General features: G+C 67.3%; 19 protein-coding genes and 1 tRNA gene. 13 read left to right on the top strand and 7 right to left on the bottom strand.

The window, feature by feature from the left end; translation table 11 throughout:
• Positions 1-86: 86 nt before the first annotated feature.
• The 5 genes from DR843_RS20270 to DR843_RS07105 form a co-directional block, all read right to left on the bottom strand.
• On the bottom strand, positions 87-800 hold the full coding sequence (locus tag DR843_RS20270; RefSeq protein ID WP_174888826.1) for a nucleoside/nucleotide kinase family protein: 714 nt from the start codon (positions 798-800) through the stop codon (positions 87-89).
• 9 nt (positions 801-809) lie between these two features.
• Positions 810-2,069: a PucR family transcriptional regulator gene (locus tag DR843_RS07120; RefSeq protein ID WP_109684739.1), complete on the bottom strand. Its 1,260-nt coding sequence runs from the start codon at positions 2,067-2,069 to the stop codon at positions 810-812.
• 124 nt (positions 2,070-2,193) lie between these two features.
• Positions 2,194-3,408 carry a thiolase family protein gene (locus tag DR843_RS07115; RefSeq protein WP_109684738.1) on the bottom strand — a complete coding sequence of 405 codons (1,215 nt, stop codon included), beginning with the start codon at positions 3,406-3,408 and terminating at the stop codon, positions 2,194-2,196.
• On the bottom strand, positions 3,405-4,979 hold the full coding sequence (locus DR843_RS07110; protein WP_109684737.1) for an acyl-CoA synthetase: 1,575 nt from the start codon (positions 4,977-4,979) through the stop codon (positions 3,405-3,407). The genes DR843_RS07115 and DR843_RS07110 overlap by 4 nt, the downstream gene beginning before the upstream one ends.
• Before the next feature lie 9 nt (positions 4,980-4,988).
• On the bottom strand, positions 4,989-5,975 hold the full coding sequence (locus DR843_RS07105) for an LLM class flavin-dependent oxidoreductase (RefSeq protein WP_109684736.1): 987 nt from the start codon (positions 5,973-5,975) through the stop codon (positions 4,989-4,991).
• A 214-nt stretch (positions 5,976-6,189) separates the two neighbouring features.
• Between DR843_RS07105 and hisF the strand changes: the two genes are divergently transcribed.
• The gene (gene hisF, locus DR843_RS07100) at positions 6,190-6,945 is read left to right on the top strand and encodes an imidazole glycerol phosphate synthase subunit HisF (protein ID WP_109684735.1); all 756 of its coding nucleotides are present in this window, start codon (positions 6,190-6,192) and stop codon (positions 6,943-6,945) included.
• Here hisF and DR843_RS07095 read toward each other — a convergent pair.
• Complete coding sequence (locus DR843_RS07095; protein ID WP_109684734.1) at positions 6,930-7,124, bottom strand: PIN domain-containing protein; 195 nt, start codon at positions 7,122-7,124, stop codon at positions 6,930-6,932. The two genes, hisF and DR843_RS07095, sit on opposite strands and share 16 nt — an antisense overlap.
• On the bottom strand, positions 7,121-7,765 hold the full coding sequence (locus tag DR843_RS07090) for a TIGR03085 family metal-binding protein (RefSeq protein WP_109684733.1): 645 nt from the start codon (positions 7,763-7,765) through the stop codon (positions 7,121-7,123). The genes DR843_RS07095 and DR843_RS07090 overlap by 4 nt, the downstream gene beginning before the upstream one ends.
• 17 nt (positions 7,766-7,782) lie before the next feature.
• On the opposite strand from DR843_RS07090, the gene hisI reads away from it, so the two are divergent.
• The 12 genes from hisI (at position 7,783) to DR843_RS07030 (ending at position 21,883) form a co-directional block, all read left to right on the top strand.
• Positions 7,783-8,127, top strand: coding sequence for a phosphoribosyl-AMP cyclohydrolase (gene hisI / locus DR843_RS07085; protein ID WP_109684732.1), 345 nt, complete (start codon positions 7,783-7,785; stop codon positions 8,125-8,127).
• Positions 8,124-9,641 (top strand): anthranilate synthase component I, encoded by a 1,518-nt coding sequence (locus DR843_RS07080; protein WP_109684731.1) that lies wholly within the window; start codon positions 8,124-8,126, stop codon positions 9,639-9,641. The genes hisI and DR843_RS07080 overlap by 4 nt, the downstream gene beginning before the upstream one ends.
• On the top strand, positions 9,638-10,204 hold the full coding sequence (locus DR843_RS07075) for a Trp biosynthesis-associated membrane protein (RefSeq protein WP_109684730.1): 567 nt from the start codon (positions 9,638-9,640) through the stop codon (positions 10,202-10,204). The genes DR843_RS07080 and DR843_RS07075 overlap by 4 nt, the downstream gene beginning before the upstream one ends.
• Before the next feature lie 13 nt (positions 10,205-10,217).
• On the top strand, positions 10,218-10,487 hold the full coding sequence (locus DR843_RS07070) for an HGxxPAAW family protein (RefSeq protein ID WP_109688679.1): 270 nt from the start codon (positions 10,218-10,220) through the stop codon (positions 10,485-10,487).
• A gap of 3 nt (positions 10,488-10,490) precedes the next feature.
• Positions 10,491-11,264, top strand: a complete 774-nt coding sequence (gene trpC / locus DR843_RS07065; RefSeq protein WP_109684729.1) for an indole-3-glycerol phosphate synthase TrpC — start codon at positions 10,491-10,493, stop codon at positions 11,262-11,264.
• Positions 11,261-12,454: a tryptophan synthase subunit beta gene (gene trpB, locus DR843_RS07060; protein WP_109684728.1), complete on the top strand. Its 1,194-nt coding sequence runs from the start codon at positions 11,261-11,263 to the stop codon at positions 12,452-12,454. Before trpC ends, trpB begins: the two co-directional genes overlap by 4 nt.
• The gene (trpA, locus tag DR843_RS07055) at positions 12,451-13,266 is read left to right on the top strand and encodes a tryptophan synthase subunit alpha (protein WP_109684727.1); all 816 of its coding nucleotides are present in this window, start codon (positions 12,451-12,453) and stop codon (positions 13,264-13,266) included. Before trpB ends, trpA begins: the two co-directional genes overlap by 4 nt.
• Positions 13,266-14,135 carry a prolipoprotein diacylglyceryl transferase gene (gene lgt / locus DR843_RS07050; RefSeq protein ID WP_109684726.1) on the top strand — a complete coding sequence of 290 codons (870 nt, stop codon included), beginning with the start codon at positions 13,266-13,268 and terminating at the stop codon, positions 14,133-14,135. The genes trpA and lgt overlap by 1 nt, the downstream gene beginning before the upstream one ends.
• Before the next feature lie 143 nt (positions 14,136-14,278).
• Positions 14,279-18,808 (top strand): glutamate synthase large subunit, encoded by a 4,530-nt coding sequence (gene gltB / locus DR843_RS07045; protein WP_109684725.1) that lies wholly within the window; start codon positions 14,279-14,281, stop codon positions 18,806-18,808.
• On the top strand, positions 18,801-20,258 hold the full coding sequence (locus tag DR843_RS07040) for a glutamate synthase subunit beta (RefSeq protein WP_109684724.1): 1,458 nt from the start codon (positions 18,801-18,803) through the stop codon (positions 20,256-20,258). Before gltB ends, DR843_RS07040 begins: the two co-directional genes overlap by 8 nt.
• A 45-nt stretch (positions 20,259-20,303) precedes the next feature.
• Positions 20,304-21,749: a pyruvate kinase gene (pyk, locus tag DR843_RS07035; RefSeq protein WP_109684723.1), complete on the top strand. Its 1,446-nt coding sequence runs from the start codon at positions 20,304-20,306 to the stop codon at positions 21,747-21,749.
• Between the two features lie 51 nt (positions 21,750-21,800).
• A tRNA-Leu gene (locus tag DR843_RS07030) sits at positions 21,801-21,883 on the top strand.
• The last annotated feature ends 5 nt before the right edge of the window (positions 21,884-21,888 follow it).

Here is a 21,888-nt window from a genome sequence, read left to right as displayed (position 1 = left end):
CGACACCGCCACGAGTTCATCGGCGTTGTCATCGAACGTGACCATCCATCAGTTGCCGATGGGGCCCAGCCGGCCGTCGATGCTGACTACCTATCGACAACCCGCATCAACGCCGCAGCCAGAAAGTCGGCGACGGAGTCGTCCACTGCGCCGGGCCAGAACATCTGGTCGAAACACCGGCGCACAGCGTCCGCAGCATCGCTGGCGCTCGGAAGCTGGTCAGCCAGAATCGCTGCCTCCGCGTGGTACTCATCGCGAGGAGCACCGGACAGGCCCATCGGGTCTGCGTCGTAGAGCAGTGCTGACACTTTCGCCACCAACGCCGGTGACGGCCCGGTGTCGATCACGAGGTCCACCCACGGCGGAGGATCGGCCGGGATGAGGGCATCCTCCTGAGCGGCCCATTCCTGCCAGTGCGGCGCGAAGGCGTCCCCGTCCCTGGCCAGCGCTCGTGCCTTGCGTACCGCCACGGGCGCGGTGAGCCAGATTCGTTCGTCGTAGAACCCGCTGGCCGGGGGAGCACTGCTGCCGACCCCCTCGACCACGATCAGGTCAGCCGGTGCCACGCTCAGCTGCTCGGCGAATTCGTTTGTGTGCCAATCAAATCGACGGTACGCCGCGGGCTCGCCTCGGCGTAACGGTGCGAGGACCTGGGTCGCCAGGTCGGTGGGTGCACCCGCCAGACCCGACCACCCGGCGTACAGGTCATCCATGTGGATGACGGTCGCCCGGGGAAAGTGCTGCGTGGCGTAGGCGGTCTTGCCCGAACCGCTGCGTCCGTCGATCGCGATAAGCCGCACGCCATTACGCTAACGGTCGGCGAACCTGCTTTCTGCCAACGGTGCAGCGCACCGGCTCCGCCGGGCCTCGACCGTCGCATGATGCGACAGCACCGGGTCGTTGCCCTCTCGCTGTAATTGCCAGTACTCCAACGCCCACCAGGTCTCGAAGATCGTTTCGGTGCTGCGCAGGTTTGACTCGGTGAGCAGCTCGAACTTCTCGAGTCGGTTGCGCAGCGTGTTCTGATGGATGACCAACGCCGAGGCACAGCTGCAGACGTTCCGGTCGTGGCGTAGGTACATTCGGATGGATTCCAGGAGAGCAGGCCCATCGGTGCTTCCGGCGAGGACGGGACGAACGTACTTGTCCAGGAGTGCGTCTCCCAGCTCGCTTTCCTGGGCTACCGCGATGCGGATGCTGAGATCGGACTGGTCCACCACGCCGGTACGGGCGAAGCGGACTGCGATGCTCAGCAGCCGGGTCGCGTCCTGGAATGCCGTGTGTAGGCCGGTGAGACTGGCTGCGCCGCTGACCGCCACGACGGCGCCCATGAGGTCGGTCCGGCGGTCGGGCGGCGCGGTGAGGACGCCTGCGATGTCGCCGTCCAGCGGACCCAGCAACGGCCGGACCGTCGGGTGGTGGGTGGTCTGTTCGAGGAGGCGCAGGACCCGCGGTGCGGTGGCTGTGTCGGTCCGGCAGCGGATAACCCAGTAGTCCTGGTCGGGCATCAACCCGAAGCTGCAGCCGACCTGCGCCAGGTCCACGCCCGTCAGTCCGCCCTCCAGAACGCGGTGCAGGAAGGTCAGGCGCTCCTGCTCCTCCCGACGGGTGAGCTCGGCATCCATCTGACGGCGGGCGGCCACGAGCTCGTTGCTCAGCGCATCCGTCGTCTCCCAGAGCCCACGGGTCCCACGCAGGACGGTGTCGAACGGCAGTTCCTGGCGCTGAGCGACGTCCAGGAACGCGTCACGCAGGACCGCCATCACCAGTCGGTAGGCCGCGATGACGTCTTCAGCCGGCAGGCCCTGCAGAGCGCGATCGCGGCCCGAGCGGTGTTCGTCTTCCTCGATGGACGGCGGCAGATGGTCGATGCCTCTCAGCGTCTGAGCAACCCGCACGACGTTGCGGGCGCACGACCGCCGCAATGCTGAGGTGGGCACGCGGCGGTACGAAGCGATCGCTGTCAGGGCGTCGAGTTGACGCTGGACGAGTTGGTCGGAGGCAGACTCCAGGGCCTCAGAGACGGCCGCCAAAATGTCTCGGTCCGACTCTTCGATCGCTGTCTTCATTCCGGCGCCTCCGATCCACGGGCGGCGACGCTCGCGTGACACGGACGACGGTCACCGGGCTACGCTGCCCCGCTGCGCCACATCATGTCATCCGAAGCAGCATCGTCGTGGATCAATCCTGAAGTCATCGGCGGCGCTCCAGCACCGTCAGCGCGACGACCGCCTCCTGCTCGTCAAGAACGCCCCCGGCGTTGTGCGCCAACGCGAACCGGGCATCCGGCACCTGGCGCTCGCCGCAGCGATTGCGGAGTTGATCGACCAGTTCCACGATCTGTGCGCAGCCGGTTGCGCCGATCGGATGTCCCCTGGACAACAAGCCGCCACCGGTGTTCACCGGTAGCCGCCCGTCCGGCCCGGTCTGGTTCTCCCGGATAAGGCGCAGCGCCTCGCCGGGGGCGACGAGGCCCAGGTCTTCGACGGCGACCAGCAGTGCCGACGCGGCCGCGTCGTGGACTTCCGCAACGCCGATGTCCTGTGGCGCAACAGCGGCGTCCTCGAAAGCGCGTCGAGCGGCGACTTCGGTTGTGTTCGCAGCGGCCTGGGGGTCATGGGAGACCAGGACCGTCGCGCGCACACTCACCTGCTGCCCGCCCACCCGCTGGGCGGCGCGGTCGCTCATCACCACGAGCGCTGCGGCGCCGTTGCCCACCGGAGAGCACATGGCCAGTCGCAGTGGAGGCGCGACGAGGCGCCCCGCCATCACTTCCTCGACGGTGGTGGGCTGGCGGAACTGCGCCTTGGGATTCAGGGCACCACTGGCTCTGCTGCGGACCACGACGCGGGCGAGATCGGTGGGGTCGCCACCCCACCGCTGGAGATACGCGGCGCCCTTCGCCGCGTAGTGGGCCATGAACGGCGATGCCTCGGGCCCGGTGTGGCCGTCGGGAAGCAAGCCCAGCGCATGCGTCTGGACCAGTTGCCTCATCGCCGGTCGGCGGATCGTGTCAGTGGCGCTCGCCAGCGTGGCGAAGATGCGTGCGCGCGGCTCGACGGCCAGCTGCTCGGCGCCGACCGCCATGGCGACGTCGCATGCCCCACCGCGGACCGCTGCGACGGCCAGATGTAGGGCTGTGGACGAGGAGGCGCAGGCGTTCTCGACGTTGATGATCGCTGACCCCAAGAGGCCGGTGTCATGCAACAGCACCTGACCGCGGATCATCTCCTGCCCCTGCAGCAGCCCGGCTGCCGCGTTGCCCACGAACACCCGCTGCACGTCGCCCGGCTGGATGGCGGCGTCTCGTACCGCGAGTGACGTAGCTTCCTGCACCAGCTGCACCAACGGCGGCGTGTCACGGCCGAAGGACGTGATGCCGGTGCCGACGATCCACGCATCGGTCATATGGTGCGATCCAATCCGGACCAATACTTCTCACGCACCGCGCGTTTGGCGATCTTGCCGTACGACGTCCTGGGCAGGGAGTCGACGAAGTCAATGGCCTTGGGTTTCTTGAACCCGGCCAGGTGATCGCCGACGAACTCGATGAGGTCACGCTCGCCCACCCGTCCGGTCGCCGACACCACCACCGCGCGGACGGCCTCACCCCACTTGTCATCGGGAACCCCGATGACACAGGCTTCGACCACATCGGGATGCCTGAGAAGTACGTCCTCAACCTCGATCGGGTAGACGTTCAGGCCGCCGGAGATGATCAAGTCCTTGGCCCGGTCCAGGAGGTGGAGATATCCGTGTTCGTCCAGACGTCCGATGTCACCGGTGTGCAGCCACCCGTCGACGATGGTTTCCGCGGTCGCGTCGGGTCGACGCCAGTACCCGGTCATGAGGGTGTCGCCGCGAAGGCAGATCTCACCAGCTTGCCCGGCGGGTAGTTCCGTGCCGTGTTCATCGACGACGCGCAGTTCGATCCCGTGCCGTGCCCTGCCCACCGATACTTCGCGTCCATCGGCAACGAGCGTCGTGTGTTCATCGGCTGGTAGCACGGTGCCTGACATGGGCGACTCCGTCTGACCGAAGATCTGCACGAGCACCGGCCCGAAAGTCTGCAGGGCGCGCACCTGATCCCGCCGGTACATCGGTGCACCTCCGTACATGATCCAGCGCAAGCTGGAAAGGTCCCGCAGGTCAAGGCCGGGCACCTCGAGAAGGAGCTTGATCTGGGTCGGGACCAGGAAGACGGCCGCCACTCGGTGTCGTTCCACCTGGTCGAGGAACAGCACCGGATCGAATCCGGCGGGCCGGTGGAACACCTGCGTGCACGCCTTCATCGTGAACACCAGCGCGTTATAGCCCGATCCGTGACTCAGCGGCGCGGCATGCATGCCGACGTCGCCCTGCTCCAAGCGTTCCACATCCGCCAGAGCGGAGATCGCTTGGAACTGCAGCGCCCGGTGACTGAGCATTGCTCCTTTCGGCTGACCCGTCGTCCCCGACGTGTAGCCGAGCCAGGCCAGGTCGTCCGGTGACCGATCGACCGACCGCAGTTCGAGCGCTGAGCGGTGAGACCGCACGAGCTCCGGTACTGAGGTGTCCTCGGCTCGCGGCACGGCCTGGTCCAGGCGGTCGGGATCAAGCCAGATGACCCGCCGGAGCTCGGCACATCCATCCCTGGCATCCCCTACGGCGCGGGCACTCCCGGCATCGGTCACGAGCGCGGCGGCTGCGCTGTCGCGCAGGTGCCATGCGAGTTCGGCGCTGGTGAACGCCGCATTGAGGGGGACGATCACCGCACCGATCTTCCACACCGCGAACATCGCCTCGAGGTATTCGGGGCAGTTGCGTGCGTAGAGGGCCACCCGGTCGCCGCAGCCGACTCCGCGAGCGATCAGACCCCGGCCCAGGGCATCGACGCGGCGCAGGCTCTCGGCGTAGCTGCGGACTGATTCGTCAGTGACGAAGGCAGGGTGGTCGCCGTGCGTGGTGGCCGCTCGCGTGATGAGGTCACCGATGTTCACGGTTCGCGGTCACGCCTCGTTGACCTTGGGCATGATCTCCTCGACGAGCCGCTTCATGTCGTCCAGGGTCTTGGAAACCGGGACTTCGTTGAAGGGTGGCCACAGGATCGGCATATCCAGACCGGCGTCGCGCAGTCGCTTGAGGGTGTCGGTGATCTGCTCGGCGGTACCCACCAGGATGTTGGTCGCCTTGCCTTGAGGCGACTGGTCTGTCTTCTCGTCGGTGATGGCGAACCAAATCATGCTGCAGACCTGCAGGTCATCCAGCGAGCGTCCGACCTTTTCCAGTTCGCGTCGGATCGGTTCTCGCCACAGCTGCAGTTCTTCTGGAGTGTCCTGAATGCCGATCCACCCGGACAGGTTGTATTTGGCGACGCGCTTGGCCGATATCTCCGGATTCTTCAGACCACTGAAGTAGATCGGCGGGTGCGGCTGCTGGACGGGGCGAACCCCGAAACCGCTCGGGCCGAAATCGGCGAACTCCCCGTGGTATTCGAACAGGTCGTTGGTCCAGGCCCCGAGCATGATGTCCAGCGTCTCGCGCACCTGCTTGTGCCGTTTGTCGAAGATGTCCGCGACACCGACGGCCTGGAACTCTTCGATCATCCAGCCCGAGCCGACACCGACGTTGAGGCGTCCATGGGACAGCTGGTCGATGGTGGCGTGCTCCGCGGCCAAGATGCTGGCCGATCGGTAGGGCGTGTTGATGATGCTCATCCCGATGCGGATGGTGGAGGTTTTGGCCGCAAGCCAGGGCATCAGCGGCCAGCCCTGGAAGAAGCCACCCCGCGACTGGACGGGGATCTGGTTGGGCAGCCCGTCCATCATTCCGAAGGGGTAGGTCAGTTCACCGCTGTCGTTGGATTCGGGCACGATGACACGATCGACGGCCCACACCGAATCGAAGTCCAGGGATTCGGCCAGAAGGGCCAGGTCTTCCAGTTCCTGGACCGTGACAGCGTCACGCAAATTCGGCAGCAGGAGTGAGAGCTTCATCCGTCGATCCCTTTCTTTTCGCGGTCCACTGCTGGCCGCGTCGGTGAATGGATCGTCCATCGCTGCGGACCGGGTCGGCAATGGAGAGAGCACCAGGCTTCGGACCCCGCAGCAGGAGCCTTCTCCAGCGGGCCGGGCACCGCCGCCGGCCAGCTCGTGACCGCAGCGCGACGGCAGCCGCTCGGTCGAGGCACGCGGCATTACGCTAACGGTCGTGAGTGTCGCGGTCCGTGTCATCCCGTGCCTGGACGTCGATGCCGGCCGCGTGGTCAAAGGGGTCAACTTCGAGAACCTGCGCGACGCGGGGGACCCGGTCGAGTTGGCCCACCGCTACGACGACCAGGGCGCCGACGAGCTCACCTTCCTGGATGTCACGGCCAGCTTCGATCAGCGCGACACCACCTACGAGGTGGTCAGCCGCACCGCCGAAGAGGTGTTCATCCCCCTGACGGTGGGCGGCGGCGTACGCACGGTCGAGGACGTCGACCGGCTGCTGCGTGCGGGCGCCGACAAGGTCGGCATCAACACCGGTGCGTTGGCCCGTCCGGAGGTGATCGCGGAGATCGCCGACCGGTTCGGTGCGCAGGTGCTGGTGCTGTCGGCCGACGTACGCCGATCGCAACTGGGGCACTTCGAGGTCACCACCCATGGTGGCCGCAAACCGGCGGGCGTCGAGGCGATCGAATGGTGCGTCCGGGCGCAACAACTCGGGGCGGGGGAGATCCTGCTGAACTCGATGGACGCCGACGGCACCAAGGACGGCTTCGACCTGGAACTGATCCGGGCGGTCCGTGCCGAGGTGTCTGTGCCGATCGTGGCCAGCGGGGGAGCCGGCAAACCCGAACACTTCGTCGAGGCGATCGCTGCCGGCGCGGACGCAGTGCTGGCGGCGAGCGTCTTCCACTTCGGTGAGTTCACGATCGGTGACGTGAAAGCCGCACTGGCACAAGCGGGTTACGAGGTCCGATAGCGGGGCTCACGTCCGGGCGAGTAGACGTCGAGGCCACAGGCCCCGGCGGCATCACCGAGTCGACGATCGTAGGTGAGCACGCCTGAAGCATCGAGCCGGATTGCCGCCTCAAGGTGCAGGGCGTCGAGGGTGCGCAGGCAGGGCATCGGCAGGAATCCCGTGCGACGTGCGGTGTTCACATCCCGAGTTTGAGGCCCTCGAACGTCGCGACGTCAGCGTCGGCGCCGTCAACGGTGACCGCGTCCGTCCGCGGCCGACCGAACAGCACCAGCACGATGTCCGCGAGCGGACCGGTCAGCACCACCGAACCGTGACCGTCCTTGGGAGAGTGCAGGTTACGCCGACCAAGGCGGTCCGGCGCCGCCACCACACCCACCGGCACACTGCGCAGACTCAGCGCTGCCATCCCGGCCAGACCCGCCCACACGGCATCGGCGAGGTCCGGTGACAACTCGCGCGGGGTCCAGGTCGACGGATCGCCGCGCAGCAGATCCTCGTGGTGCACGAAGAACTCCAGCAGGTTCACCTTCTCGTCGACTGCCGGGATCGCGGTCGGACTCCACTTGGGCGGTCCGGAGCGCACCTTCTGCACCAAGCCGGGCCAATCACCGGACTTCAGCTTGTCCATCAGCTTCTGCGTATGCCCGGCTGCTGCGGGCAGCACGATGCCGATGGCGCCGTCCGGGCGGCGCTCGCGGACCACCAGGTGGGCGGCCAGATCGGCGGCGGTCCAGCCGTCGCACAAGGTGGGCGCGTCCGGGCCCAACCGCAGGAAGTCATCACACAGGGCGGCACGCTCGACTCGGGCGTAATCAGTCATGCGTCCATAATGACCCGGTGAGTAGTGCCACCCTCCCTTCCGACATCGCCGACCGTCTCAAACGGGACGAGAACGGCTTGGTCGCGGCGATCATCCAACAACACGACACCGGTGAGGTGCTGATGCTGGGCTGGATGGATGACGAGGCGCTGACCCGCACCCTCACCTCCGGTCGGGTCACCTTCTGGTCGCGCAGCCGCGGCGAGTACTGGCGCAAAGGGGACACCTCGGGCCACGAACAGCATGTGAAGTCCGTCGCCATCGACTGCGATGGCGACGCCCTGCTGGTGCGCGTGGACCAGATCGGCGCGGCCTGCCACACCGGCCACCGGACCTGCTTCTACACGGACATCAGCGCATGATCGGCTTCGGTGAGACCTGGCCGGCGCTGAACGCCTTCACCGTCCTGGCCCGGGATCGTCGTGTCATCCCCGTCGTACGCCGAGTGCTCGCCGACGGGGAAACCCCACTGGGCGTCTACCGCAAGTTGGCGGCCGACCGCCCGGGGACCTTCCTGCTGGAGTCGGCCGAGCACGGCGGGGTGTGGTCGCGCTACTCCATCGTCGGCGTCTCCAGCGCAGCGACGCTCACGGAAGTCGACGGTCAGGCGACGTGGCTCGGAACGCCGCCGGTCGGCGTACCCGAAGGCGGTTCCCCAGTGGACGCGCTACGCGACACGATCGCCCTGCTGGCCACCGATCCGCTGCCCGGGCTGCCGCCGCTCACCGGCGGGATGGTCGGCGCGGTCACCTACGACGCGGTCCGGCACTGGGAGAAATTGCCGGACACCGGCACCGACCCCCTCGGCCTGCCGGAGATCAGCATGCTGCTGGCCACCGATCTGGCGGTGTTCGACCACGCGGACGGCTCGCTGATGTTGATCGCCAACGCGATCAACTGGGACGCCAGCGACGAACGCGTCGAGCAGGCCTGGACCGACGCCGTCGAGCGGCTGGACGCGATGGCGCACGACCTGCGCAGCGCCGCTCCCAGCACGGTCGCGATCCCCAAGGCGATCGAGCAGCACCCTGCCTCCAGCCACGGCCAGGACGAATTCCACGACATGGTCGAGGAAGCCAAGGAAGCGATCCGGGCCGGCGAAGCCTTCCAGATCGTTGTCTCGCAACGGTTCTCGGTGCCCTGTGCCGCCGATGCGCTGGACGTCTACCGGATGCTGCGAGTGTCCAACCCCAGCCCGTACATGTACCTGTTGCGCGTGCCGTTGCCCGATGGCGGCAGCTACGACGTGGTCGGCTCCAGCCCGGAGGCGCTGGTCAAGGTCACCGGGCAGCGGGTCATCACCCACCCGATCGCCGGGTCGCGGCCGCGGGGCAAGAGCCCCGAGGAGGACCAGGACCTGGCCGATGACCTGCTGGGCGACCCCAAGGAGCGCGCCGAGCATCTGATGCTGGTCGACCTCTCGCGCAACGACCTGCAACGGGTCTGCGATGCCGGCACCGTCGAGACCGTCGAGTTCATGACGATCCGGCATTACAGCCACATCATGCATCTGGAGTCCACGGTGGTCGGCCAGCTCTCGGCCGGCCGATCGGCGTACGACGTGTTGCAGGCCACCTTCCCCGCCGGCACCCTCTCCGGTGCCCCCAAACCCCGCGCCATGGCGCTGATCGACCAGTACGAGGGGTTGCGGCGAGGGGTGTACGGCGGCGTCGTCGGGTATCTGGACTTCGCCGGTGACATGGACATGGCCATCGCCATCCGGACAGCGGTGATCAAGGACGGTGTCGCCCACGTGCAGGCCGGTGCCGGCATCGTGGCCGACTCGGTGCCGGAGAGCGAATACCAGGAGACGATCAACAAGGCGGCGGCGGCATTGCGCGCGGTGGCGACCGCCGGGGGGCTGACGCCGCTGTGAAACGTCTGGTCTTCGTGGTCATCGCGGTTGCGGTCGCCGTCCTGATGTTCGCCGCGACCCGCACCTGGGTCACCGGCACGGTCAGCGACGCGGTGTTGTCGGACGTCAGGGTGTCCGTCGCCGGCTCCAGCGCGGCACCGGGTGTGTTCGCGGCCGCGTTGGTCGGCGCCGCCGCCGGCATCGTGGCGCTCACGGCCGGGCGCATCGCGCGGTGGATCGCTGCTGCGTTCGTCCTGCTGTCCGGGGTGCTGGCCCTGATCAGTGTGGTCCTGGTCATCGCGAACCCGGCCGGGCCGGTCAGTGACCAGGCCGCCGCGACGACGGGCCGCACCGGCTCGGTGGCCGCCCACGGGACCTTGACGCCGTGGGTCTGGCTGGCGCTGGCGGCGGCGGTCCTGCTGGTCCTGGCGGGCATCCTGACGTTGGTCGCCGTCCGGCGCTGGGGCGGACTGTCCGGGCGGTACGACGCCCCGGCCGCCCGCGCCGAGACTCCGGTGAGCGACTGGGACAAGTTGTCGGCCGGTCTGGACCCGACCGCTGAGCACGATGGTCCCTCCGCCTGACAGAATGGGCACCATGGCTGAAGACACGCGCTCCCATTCAGTTCACGACGCTGAGGTCCACGAGGACCACGGGCACAGCGTCGCCGCATGGACCTGCGTCGGCATCCTGATGGTCGCCTCGTTGCTGATCGCCTTCGGCGTGGCCTTCGGCAACCACGTGCTCGACATCATCGGTGTCGTGCTGGTCTTCGTCGGTGTCGCCGCCGGAATCGTGCTGAGCAAGGCAGGTTTCGGGTCCGCGTCGGCGCCCGAGCGCCAGTCCGCGACCCGCGAATCCGTCTGACCGGTGGGTACTGTTCTCGACTCCATCATCGAAGGGGTTCGCGAGGATCTGGACGTACGGCGGCGCCAGGTCCCGGTGCCCGACGTCGCAGCGGCACCGCCGGCGCGCGACGCGCTCACCGCGTTCCAGAACGCCGCCCTGGGCGTGATCGCTGAGGTGAAGCGCGCCAGTCCCAGCAAGGGCGCGCTGGCACAGATCGCCGATCCTGCGTCGCTGGCCCAGCAGTACGCCGAGGGTGGCGCCACGGCGATCTCGGTGCTGACCGAGCAGCGCCGGTTCAACGGCTCACTGGCCGACCTGGACGCGGTGCGCGCACGGGTCGATATCCCGGTCCTGCGCAAGGACTTCATGGTCGACGCCTACCAGATCGACGAGGCCCGCGCCCACGGCGCCGACGTCGTGCTGCTGATCGTCGCAGCGTTGGACGACGCGCTGTTACACGACCTGTACCAGCAGGCCCATGACCTGGGGATGACCGTTCTGGTCGAGGTGCACGACGAGCAGGAGACCGAGCGGGCGGTTGATCTCGGCGCCCAGCTGATCGGCGTGAACTCCCGCAACCTCAAGACCCTCGACGTCGATCCGCAGGTGTTCGCGCGGCTGGCGCCGGCGATCCCGGACGGCGTGATCAAGGTGGCCGAATCCGGCATCACCGGACCGATCGACGTGGCGCGGTACCGCGAACTCGGTGCGCGCGCCGTCCTGGTCGGCGAGGCGCTGGTCCGCAGTGGCGACCCCCGCTGCGCGGTGCGCATGCTGATCGGGGAGGCGGCGTGAGCGGGCTGGGCCGGTTCGGTGACTTCGGGGGCCGTTACGTGCCCGAAGCGCTGGTCGCGGCGCTGGAGGAACTCGACGAGGTGCGCACCAAGGCCGCCCACGACCCGGCGTTCCTGGGTGAGCTGGCGCAGTTGCACCGCACCTACACCGGTCGGCCGTCGATCATCACGGAGGTGCCGCGCTTCGCCGAACATGCCGGCGGGGCCCAGATCGTCCTGAAACGCGAGGATCTGAACCACACCGGCTCGCACAAGATCAACAACGTGCTCGGTCAGGCGTTGCTGGCCCGTCGGATGGGCAAGAAGCGGTTGATCGCCGAGACGGGTGCCGGCCAGCACGGCGTCGCCACGGCGACCGCTGCTGCCCTGATGGGCATGGAGTGCGTCGTCTACATGGGCAAGGTCGACACCGAACGCCAAGCGCTGAACGTTGCCCGGATGCGACTGCTCGGCGCCACGGTCGTCCCGGTCGAGCACGGTTCGCAGACGCTGAAGGACGCCGTGAACGAGGCGTTCCGTGACTGGGTGGCCAACGTCGAGCACACCCACTACGTGCTCGGCACCGTCACCGGGCCGTACCCGTTCCCGGAGATGGTGCGCGACTTCCACCGGATCATCGGGGTCGAGGCCCGCGGGCAGGTGCTGGACAGCTACGGGCGGCTGCCGGACGCCGTGCTCGCCTGTGTCGGCGGCGGTTCCAACGCGATGGGCATCTTCCACCGCTTCATCGATGACTCCGACGTGCGCCTGATCGGCCTCGAAGGCGGCGGTGAAGGCGTCGAGTCCGGTCGGCACGCCTCACGGTTCAGCGGACAGGCGACCCCCGGAGTCCTCCACGGTGCGTTCACCTACGTGCTGCAGGACGAAGAAGGTCAGACCATCGAATCGCATTCGGTGTCAGCAGGTTTGGATTACCCCAGCGTCGGACCTGAGCACGCTTATCTGCGTGACGCCGGTCGCGCCGAGTACTGGCCGATCACCGACGACGAAGCGATGGAGGCCTTCGGTCTGTTGACTCGCACCGAGGGCATCCTGCCGGCCATCGAAAGCTCGCACGCCCTGGCCGGAGCCATCAAACTGGGCCGCGAACTCGGTCCGGGCGCGCTGCTGCTGGTGAGTCTGTCCGGGCGCGGTGACAAGGACGTCGAGACCGCCGCCCGCTGGTTCGGTCTGCTGGAGGGCGACGCATGACACACGTCAGTGAGGTGACAACGGCGCTGTCCGCCGCGCGGGCCGAGGGCCGTGCTGCGTTCATCGCCTACCTGCCGCTCGGTTTCCCCACGGTCGCCGACTCGATCGATGCGATGCGGGCCGTCGTCGCCGCCGGGGCCGACATCGTCGAGATCGGGCTGCCGTACTCCGACCCGCTGCTGGACGGACCGGTCATCCAGACCGCGGTCAGCAAGGCACTCGAGCGCGGATCCCACGTGCGCGACGTCTTCGCGGCCGTGCGAGCGATCCGCGAAGCCGGCGCCGCCGCTGTCGTGATGACCTCCTGGAACCTGATCCTGCAGTACGGCGTGGCCCGGTTCGCCGAGGACTTCGCCGCTGCCGGTGGCTCAGGACTGATCACCCCCGACATCACTCCCGAAGAGGCCGGCGACTGGCTGGCCGCCGCCGATAAGTACGACCTCGACCCGATCTTCCTGATCGCGCCATCGACGACGCCGGAACGATTGGTGCTGACCACTCAGGCCTGCCGGGGCTTCGTCTACGCTGCCTCGGTCATGGGCGTGACAGGTGCTCGCGAGAGCCTCGGGGAACGCGCCGCCGGTCTGGTCGAGCGGGCCAAGGCCGTGACCGACGTACCGATCTGTGTCGGCATCGGGGTGTCCAACGCGCAGCAGGCACACGAAGCCGCCCAGTTCTCCGACGGAGTCATCGTGGGCACCGCCCTGGTGCGACCGCTGGTCGATGCGGACGCCGAGGGGCGCAGTGCCGCTGAGGGGATCCGCGCGATGGTGGAGGTCGCCGAGGGGCTGTCGGCCGGCGTACGTCGTTGATGGTCACCTATCTGCCCAGCCCCACCCGCGGGGTCTTCTGGCTGGGACCGGTCCCGGTGCGGATGTACGCGCTGTGCATTCTGGCGGGTATCGCCGTCGCGATCTGGATCACCGGCCGGCGACTGGTGGACCGGGGAGCCAAGGCTGAGGACGCGCTCAGCGTGGCCTGGTGGGCGGTGCCGTTCGGCATTGTCGGCGGCCGGATCTACCACGTCATCACCAGTTGGCAGCCGTACTTCGGGCAGGGTGGCCACCCGATCGATGCGCTGAAGATCTGGCACGGCGGCCTCGGGATCTGGGGAGCGGTCGCGCTGGGCGCCCTCGGTGCCTACATCGGTTGCCGCCGGATCGGGGTGAATTTCCTGGACTTCTGTGATGCGGCCGCACCGGGGGTTTTGGTCGCGCAGGCGATGGGCCGGTGGGGCAACTACTTCAACAACGAGTTGTACGGCGGGCCCAGCACGCTGCCGTGGGCGTTACAGATCCACCAATGGGACGAGTCGTCCGGCCGCGCGGTCCTGGACGGTGCAGGTAAGCCCATCGTCCTGGGCTATTTCCAGCCGACGTTCCTCTACGAATCGCTCTACTGCCTGGTGATCGCGCTGTTCATCGTGCTGCTCGATCGGCGGCGGATCCTGGGCCGGGGGCGGGTCTTCGCGCTCTACGTGATGCTGTACCCGTGCGGACGCATCGTCTTCGAACTGATGCGTACGGACCCCGCGAACCATATCCTGGGTCTACGCGTCAACGTCTGGGTCTGCATCGTGGTGTTCGTCGCCGGTTTGATCGGCTTCATCGTGGCCGGCAAACGACACCCGGATGGGACGCGGGAGGGGCGCGAAGAAGCACCGGAAGTTCTCACAGAATGAGACGATGTTTCCCATTTGGTGAACACTCCGCCAGCCAACTAAGCTGACGGCACCCCGCTGGCCAACGTCGTCCCGCAGGGCGCACCCCCGGTGTGCCCTTGGTAGATGACGAACCGGCTCCGGCCGGAGGACGGTGAGCGGCTATGGCTTCCATCCCTTTCTCGGCGGTACCCGCTTCCACGGGGCTGTACGACCCGGCGAACGAGCACGACGCGTGCGGCGTTGCGATGGTCGTGACGATGCGGGGCACCCCAGGGCACGACATCGTCGAGCACGCGATGACCGCGTTGATCAATCTGGAGCACCGCGGTGCGACCGGAGCTGACCCGCTCGTGGGTGACGGCGCCGGCATCCTGACCCAGATCCCCGACGAGTTCTTCCGCGCCGTCGTCGATTTCGAACTGCCGGCCGCCGGTTCCTACGCCGTCGGAACCGTGTTCCTGCCCACCGACCCCGACGAGCAATGGGCCGTGGGGGAGCGGTTCGCCCAGATCGCGGCCGAAGAGGGTCTGCGGGTGCTGGGTTGGCGCGATCTGCCCACCAACCCCGATGTGATCGGCCAGGCCGCGCGCGACGTGATGCCGTCCTTCCGCCAGCCGTTCGTGACCTCCGTCGAGGGCGATCTGACCGGCGTCGAGCTCGACCGCCGCGTCTACTGTCTGCGCAAGCGCATCGAGAACGAAAAGGGCGTCTACTTCCCGTCCTTCTCCTGTCGGACCATCACCTACAAGGGGATGCTCACCACCGGACAGGTCGAGCCCTTCTACCCCGACCTGTCCGACCGGCGCTTCACCACCGAACTCGCGCTGGTGCACTCACGCTTCTCGACCAACACCTTCCCGAGCTGGCCGCTGTCGCACCCGTACCGCTACATCGCGCACAACGGTGAGATCAACACGGTCAAGGGCAACCGCAACTGGATGCGCGCGCGCGAATCCCAGTTGAGCAGCGACCTGTTCAAGGGTGACCTGTCCCGGATCCTGCCGATCTGCTCGAACTTCTCCTCCGACTCAGCCAGCTTCGATGAGGTCCTGGAGCTGCTGCACCTGGGTGGCCGCAGCCTGCCGCACGCGGTGCTGATGATGATCCCGGAGGCGTGGGAGAACCACACCACGATGGATCCGGGTCGGCGGGCGTTTTACGAGTACCACTCCACGATCATGGAGCCCTGGGACGGGCCGGCCTGTGTGGCGTTCACCGACGGCACGTTGGTCGGCGCGGTCCTGGACCGCAACGGTCTGCGTCCCGGTCGCTACTCGGTGACCGACGACGGCCTGGTCGTGCTGGCCAGTGAGGCCGGGGTCCTGGACCTCGACCCGTCCAAGGTGGTCCGGCGGGGCCGCCTGCAGCCCGGCCGGATGTTCTTGATCGACACCGACCAGGGCCGGATCGTCGGCGACGACGAGATCAAGGAAGAACTCGCCAGCGAGAACCCCTACGCCCAGTGGCTCGAGGACGGCGTCATCAAACTCGCCGATCTGCCGGAGCGGGAACACATCTGGCACACTCCCGCGTCGGTCGTACGTCGCCAGCAGACGTTCGGCTACACCCAGGAGGAGTTGCGGCTCCTGGTGGCTCCCATGGCCAAGACGGGCGGCGAGGCGCTCGGTGCGATGGGCACGGACACGCCGATCGCCGTACTCTCCGATCGGCCGCGGTTGATCTTCGACTACTTCACCCAGTTGTTCGCCCAGGTCACCAACCCGCCGCTGGACGCGATCCGCGAGGAACTGGTCACCTCCCTCGGCGGCCTGATGGGCCCGGAGAGCAACGCCCTGACCGCGGGTCCGGAGCACGCCCGGATGCTGCAGTTCGACTTCCCGGTCATCGACAACGACGAGTTGTCCAAGATCACCCACTTCGAGGTTGACGGCCGCCAGACGACGTACGTCATCCGGGGCACCTACAACGTCAACGGCGGTGTCACGGCTCTGCGGGCCCGCCTGCGCGGGATCTTCGCCGAGGTCAGCGAGGCGATCCGGGACGGGTACCAGTTCATCGTCCTGTCCGACCGGGACAGCAACGCCGAGTTCGCACCGATCCCGTCGCTGCTGCTCACCTCGGCCGTGCACCACCACCTGACCCGCGAGAAGACCCGCACCCTGGTCGGTCTGATCGTCGAGGCCGGGGACGTGCGCGAGGTGCACCACGTGGCGTTGCTGATCGGGTACGGCGCGGCCTGCGTCAACCCCTACCTGGCCATGGAGTCGGTGGAGGACATGATCCGCCGGGGTGCGATTACCGACATCACGCCCGAGAAGGCGGTCAAGAATCTCATCAAGGCGCTCGGCAAGGGCGTGCTGAAGGTGATGTCCAAGATGGGCATTTCCACGGTGGCGTCCTATCGCGGCGCCCAGGTGTTCGAGGCGCTTGGTCTGTCCCGTGAACTGGTGGACGAGTACTTCACCGGCACGGTCAGCCGCCTCGGTGGCGTCGGTCTGGACGTCATCGCCAAGGAGATCGCGGCCCGGCACGCGGTCGCCTACCCGGTCAACGGACAGCCGCTGTCGCACCGCACCCTCGAGGTCGGCGGTGAGTACCAGTGGCGCCGGGAAGGCCCGCAGCACCTCTTCGACCCCGAGACGGTGTTCCGCCTGCAGCACGCGACCCGGTCGCGCCGCTACGACATCTTCAAGCAGTACACCGCGCGGGTCGATGACCAGGCGGAGCGGTTGATGACGCTGCGCGGACTGTTCAAGTTCAAGTCCGACCGCCCCTCGATCTCGGTCGACGAGGTCGAGCCGATCAGCGACATCGTGAAGCGGTTCTCCACCGGTGCGATGAGCTACGGCTCGATCAGCAAAGAGGCGCACGAGACGTTGGCCATTGCGATGAATCGCATTGGCGCGCGGTCGAATACCGGTGAGGGTGGCGAAGACGTCGACCGTCTGCTCGACCCCACCCGGCGCTCGGCGATCAAGCAGGTCGCATCGGGACGGTTCGGTGTCACCTCGCTGTATCTGACCGAGGCTGACGACATCCAGATCAAGATGGCCCAGGGCGCCAAGCCCGGTGAGGGTGGCCAGTTGCCTGGCAACAAGGTCTACCCGTGGGTCGCTCGCACCCGGCATTCGACACCGGGCGTCGGCCTGATCTCACCGCCGCCGCACCACGACATCTACTCGATCGAGGACCTGGCCCAGCTGATCCACGACCTGAAGAACGCCAACCCGGAGGCCCGGGTGCACGTGAAGCTGGTGTCCGAGGTCGGTGTCGGCACGGTCGCGACCGGTGTGTCCAAGGCGCACGCGGACGTGGTGCTGATCTCCGGTCACGACGGTGGCACCGGTGCCGCTCCGTTGACCTCGCTGAAGCACGCGGGGGCGCCGTGGGAGATCGGCCTGGCCGAGACCCAGCAGACGTTGCTGTTGAACGACTTGCGGGACCGGATCGTCGTGCAGACCGACGGCCAGATGAAGACCGGTCGCGATGTGGTGATCGCCGCGCTGCTCGGTGCTGAAGAGTTCGGCTTCGCGACCGCACCGTTGGTCGTCAGCGGCTGCATCATGATGCGGGTCTGTCATCTGGACACCTGCCCGGTCGGGGTGGCCACGCAGAACCCGGAGCTGCGGGAGCGTTTCACCGGCAAGCCCGAATTCGTCGAGACGTTCTTCGAATACATCGCCACCGAGGTGCGAGAGCTGTTGGCGCAGTTGGGTTTCCGCAGCATCGAGGAGGCCATCGGCCAGGTCGAGACACTCGACACGACCGACGCCATCGATCACTGGAAGGCCCAGGGTCTGGACCTGTCGCCGATCCTGCGGCAGGTCGACGTACCCGAGGGCGCCGCGCGCCACCAGGTCGTTCCGCAGGACCACGGTTTGCAGAAGGCGCTGGACCAACAGTTGATCGCCATGTGTCACGACGCGTTGGAGAACCAGGAACCGGTACGCGGTGAGGTGGTGATCGCCAACGTCAACCGGACCGTCGGCACGATGCTCGGGCACGAGGTGACCAAGCGCTACCACGACGGGTTGCCGGACGGCACCATCGAACTGTCGTTGACCGGTGCAGCCGGCCAGTCCTTCGGGGCGTTCCTGCCCAAGGGCGTCACGCTGCGGTTGTACGGCGAGGGCAACGACTACGTCGGCAAGGGCCTGTCCGGCGGCCGAGTCGTGGTCCGTCCGACCCGGGATGCCTCGTTGGTGGCCGAGTTGAACGCGATTGCCGGCAACGTGATCGGATACGGCGCCACGAGCGGACAGATCTTCCTGCGCGGTCTGGTGGGCGAGCGTTTCTGCGTTCGTAACTCCGGTGCGACCGCCGTGGTGGAGGGCGTGGGTGACCACGGCTGTGAGTACATGACCGGTGGCACCGCGCTGATCCTCGGCCCGACCGGCCGCAACTTCGCCGCCGGTATGTCCGGTGGTGTGGCCTACGTGCTCGATCTGGACGAGCGGTTGGTCAACCCCGAACTGGTGGACGTCATGGCGCTGCGGATTTCCGATCTGGAGGTCGTGCACCGGCTGCTGCAGGAGCACCAGGAGTGGACCGATTCAGCGGTCGCGAGTGCGTTGCTCTCCGATTGGGAGGCCAACTCCCAGCGGTTCTCGTTGGTGCTGCCACGGGCGTACCAGAAGGTGTTGGACGTGCGTGAGGATGCACAAGCCGAGGGGCTCGACCTCGACGGCGACGAAGTCTGGGAGCGAATCATGGAGGTGAGCCGTGGCTGACCCACGCGGTTTCTTGAAGGTCCGCGAGCGAGAGCTGCCGGCCCGCCGTCCCGTCCCGGTGCGCCTGAAGGACTGGAAGGAAGTCTACGAGGAGCAGCAGTTGGGCTCCCTGCAACGACAGGCCAGCCGCTGCATGGACTGCGGAATCCCGTTCTGCCACAGCGGTTGTCCGTTGGGAAACCTCATCCCCGAGTGGAATGATCTGGCGTGGCGCGGTGACTGGTCGGATGCGATCGACCGGTTGCACGCGACCAACAACTTCCCGGAGTTCACGGGCCGCTTGTGCCCTGCCCCGTGTGAAACCGCCTGTGTGCTGGGCATTTCCGAACCCGCGGTGACGATCAAGCAGATCGAGGTCACCACGATCGAGCAGGCCTTCGAGCACGGCAACGTGACCCCGCAGATCCCCACCCGGTTGTCCGGCAAGACCGTTGCGGTCATTGGTTCCGGTCCTGCCGGGTTGGCGGTCGCGCAACAGTTGACCCGGGTCGGTCACACGGTGGCGGTGTACGAGCGCGCCGACAAGGCCGGCGGACTGCTGCGGTACGGCATCCCCGAATTCAAGATGGAGAAGGCCGTCCTGGACCGCCGGTTGGCGCAGATGGAGATGGAAGGCACCCGGTTCCGGTGCAGCACCGCGGTGGGCACCGAGGTGACCGGCGACCAGTTGCGGCAGCGTTACGACGCCGTGGTGCTGGCGATCGGTGCCACCGTGCCGCGGGACCTGCCGGTGCCGGGCCGGGAACTCAACGGCATCATGCAGGCGATGGACTTCCTGCCGCCGGCCAACCGGGTCGCGGTGGGGGAGAGCGTCGAGGGGCAGGTGACGGCCGAGGGCAAGCATGTGGTGGTCATCGGTGGTGGTGACACCGGCGCGGACTGCATCGGCACCTCACTGCGCCAGGGCGCCGCATCGGTCACGTCCCTGGAGATCATGCCTCGTCCCAGTGAGGACCGGCCGGACAATCAGCCGTGGCCGACGTACCCGATGATCTACCGGGTCGCCAGCGCGCACGAGGAGGGCGGCGAACGCACCTACGCGGTGAACACCACGGAACTGGTCGGTGACGATCAGGGCAACGTCAAGGCACTGCGACTGGTCGAGGTGCAGCGCACCGACAAGGGTTTCGAACCCGTCGCGGGCACCGAGCGGGAGATTCCGGCCGACCTGGTTCTGTTGGCCATGGGCTTCCTGGGTCCTGAAGGCGAGGGGGTCGTCGAACAACTCGGTGTGGAACTCGACGAACGCTCAAACATCAAGCGGGACAAGGACTTTATGACTTCTGTCCCGGGTGTGTTCGTGGCCGGAGACGCCGGACGTGGTCAGTCCCTGATCGTGTGGGCGATCGCCGAGGGCCGCGCTGCGGCCAGGGGCGTCGATGCCTTCCTGACCGGTGGTTCGGCTCTGCCGGCACCGATCCGGCCGACTGACCGCCCGTTGGTGGTCTGAGGTTGTTACTCGTTCGTACGACTGCTGCTCATTAGGGTTGGAACCATGCGACGCGCCAAAATTGTGGCCACTTTGGGCCCAGCCACCGATGGGCCGGAACGAACTCTTCAACTAGTGCAGGCCGGTCTGGACATCGCGCGACTGAACTTGTCACACGGTGACCATGCGGACCACGAGAAGCGGTACGTCGCGATTCGTGACGCGTCGAACCAGACCGGTCGCGCCGTGGGCATCTTGTGCGACCTGCAGGGGCCGAAGATCCGGACGGGGCGCTTCGCCGACGGTCCGGTGGAGTTGAAGAACGGTGACACGTTCACGATCACCACCCGCGACGTGCCCGGCACCAAGGACATCGTGTCGACGACGTTCAAGGGTCTGCCGGGCGATGTCCGCGTGGGTGACCGGTTGCTGATCGACGACGGCAAGATCGAGTTGCGGGCCGTGTCGGTCTCGGGCGAGGACGTCGTCACGACCGTGGTTGAAGGCGGCATCTGCTCCAACAACAAGGGCATCAACCTGCCCGGCGTCGCGGTCAGCGTCCCCGCCCTGTCCGAGAAGGACGAAGACGACCTGCGATTCGCACTGCGCCTGGGCGCGGACCTGATCGCCATGTCCTTCGTGCGCGAACCCTCCGACATCGACCGGGCCCACGAGATCATGCGTGAGGAGGATCGCTTCGTCCCGGTGATCGCGAAAATCGAGAAGCCGCAGGCGGTTTCGAATCTGCGCGCGATCGTTGACGCGTTTGACGGGGTGATGGTGGCCCGCGGTGACCTCGGTGTGGAGATGCCGCTGGAGGAGGTCCCCATCGTGCAGAAGCGTGCGGTCGAGATCTGCCGTCGCGCCGCGAAGCCCGCGATCGTGGCGACCCAGGTGCTCGAGTCCATGATCGAGAACCCGCGCCCGACGCGAGCGGAGACCAGCGACTGCGCGAACGCTGTCCTGGATGGTGCGGACGCGATCATGCTGTCGGGGGAGACCAGCGTCGGTGCGTGGCCGCTGGAGGCGGTGCGGACGATGGCGAAGATCATCGAGAGCACCGAGGAGCACGGTCTGGAGCGGATCCGCCCGCTGGGGACCAAGCCCAAGACCAAGGGTGGGGCCATCACGGCCGCTGCGGCCGAGGTTGGCGAGCAACTGGACGTGAAGTACCTGGTCACGTTCACCACCTCGGGTGACTCGGCGCAGCGACTGGCCCGGGTGCGTTCGAAGCGACCCATGTTGGCCTGTACGCCGTTCGAGGCCACCCGCAACCGGCTCGCCGTGGTCTGGGGTGTCCAGACGTTCCTGATGCCGCAGGTGAAGCACACCGACCAGATGGCTCGGCAGGTCGACGAGATCCTGCTGACCAGCGGATTGTGCGAGGAAGGCGACGAGGTCGTCATCGTGGCCGGAGCCCCGCCCGGCATCCCCGGGTCCACGAACGCCCTGCGCGTGCACCGGGTCGGCGACGCCGTGAACAAGGTGGCTGCGGCGTACGAGGACGACTGAGCGTCGGGTTTCGCGGTAACCCCAGTGCTCGTTTATGCTGGGGCCCGCCCTGCCGGGGTGGTGGAATGGCAGACACGGAGCACTCAAAATGCTTTGCTCGCAAGGGCGTGCGGGTTCAAGTCCCGCTCCCGGCACTCGC

Source organism: Branchiibius hedensis, from assembly GCF_900108585.1.
GTDB lineage: Bacteria > Actinomycetota > Actinomycetes > Actinomycetales > Dermatophilaceae > Branchiibius > Branchiibius hedensis.
Note: the sequence above shows the minus strand (reverse complement) of the source record. Positions and strands in the feature narration are given on the sequence as shown.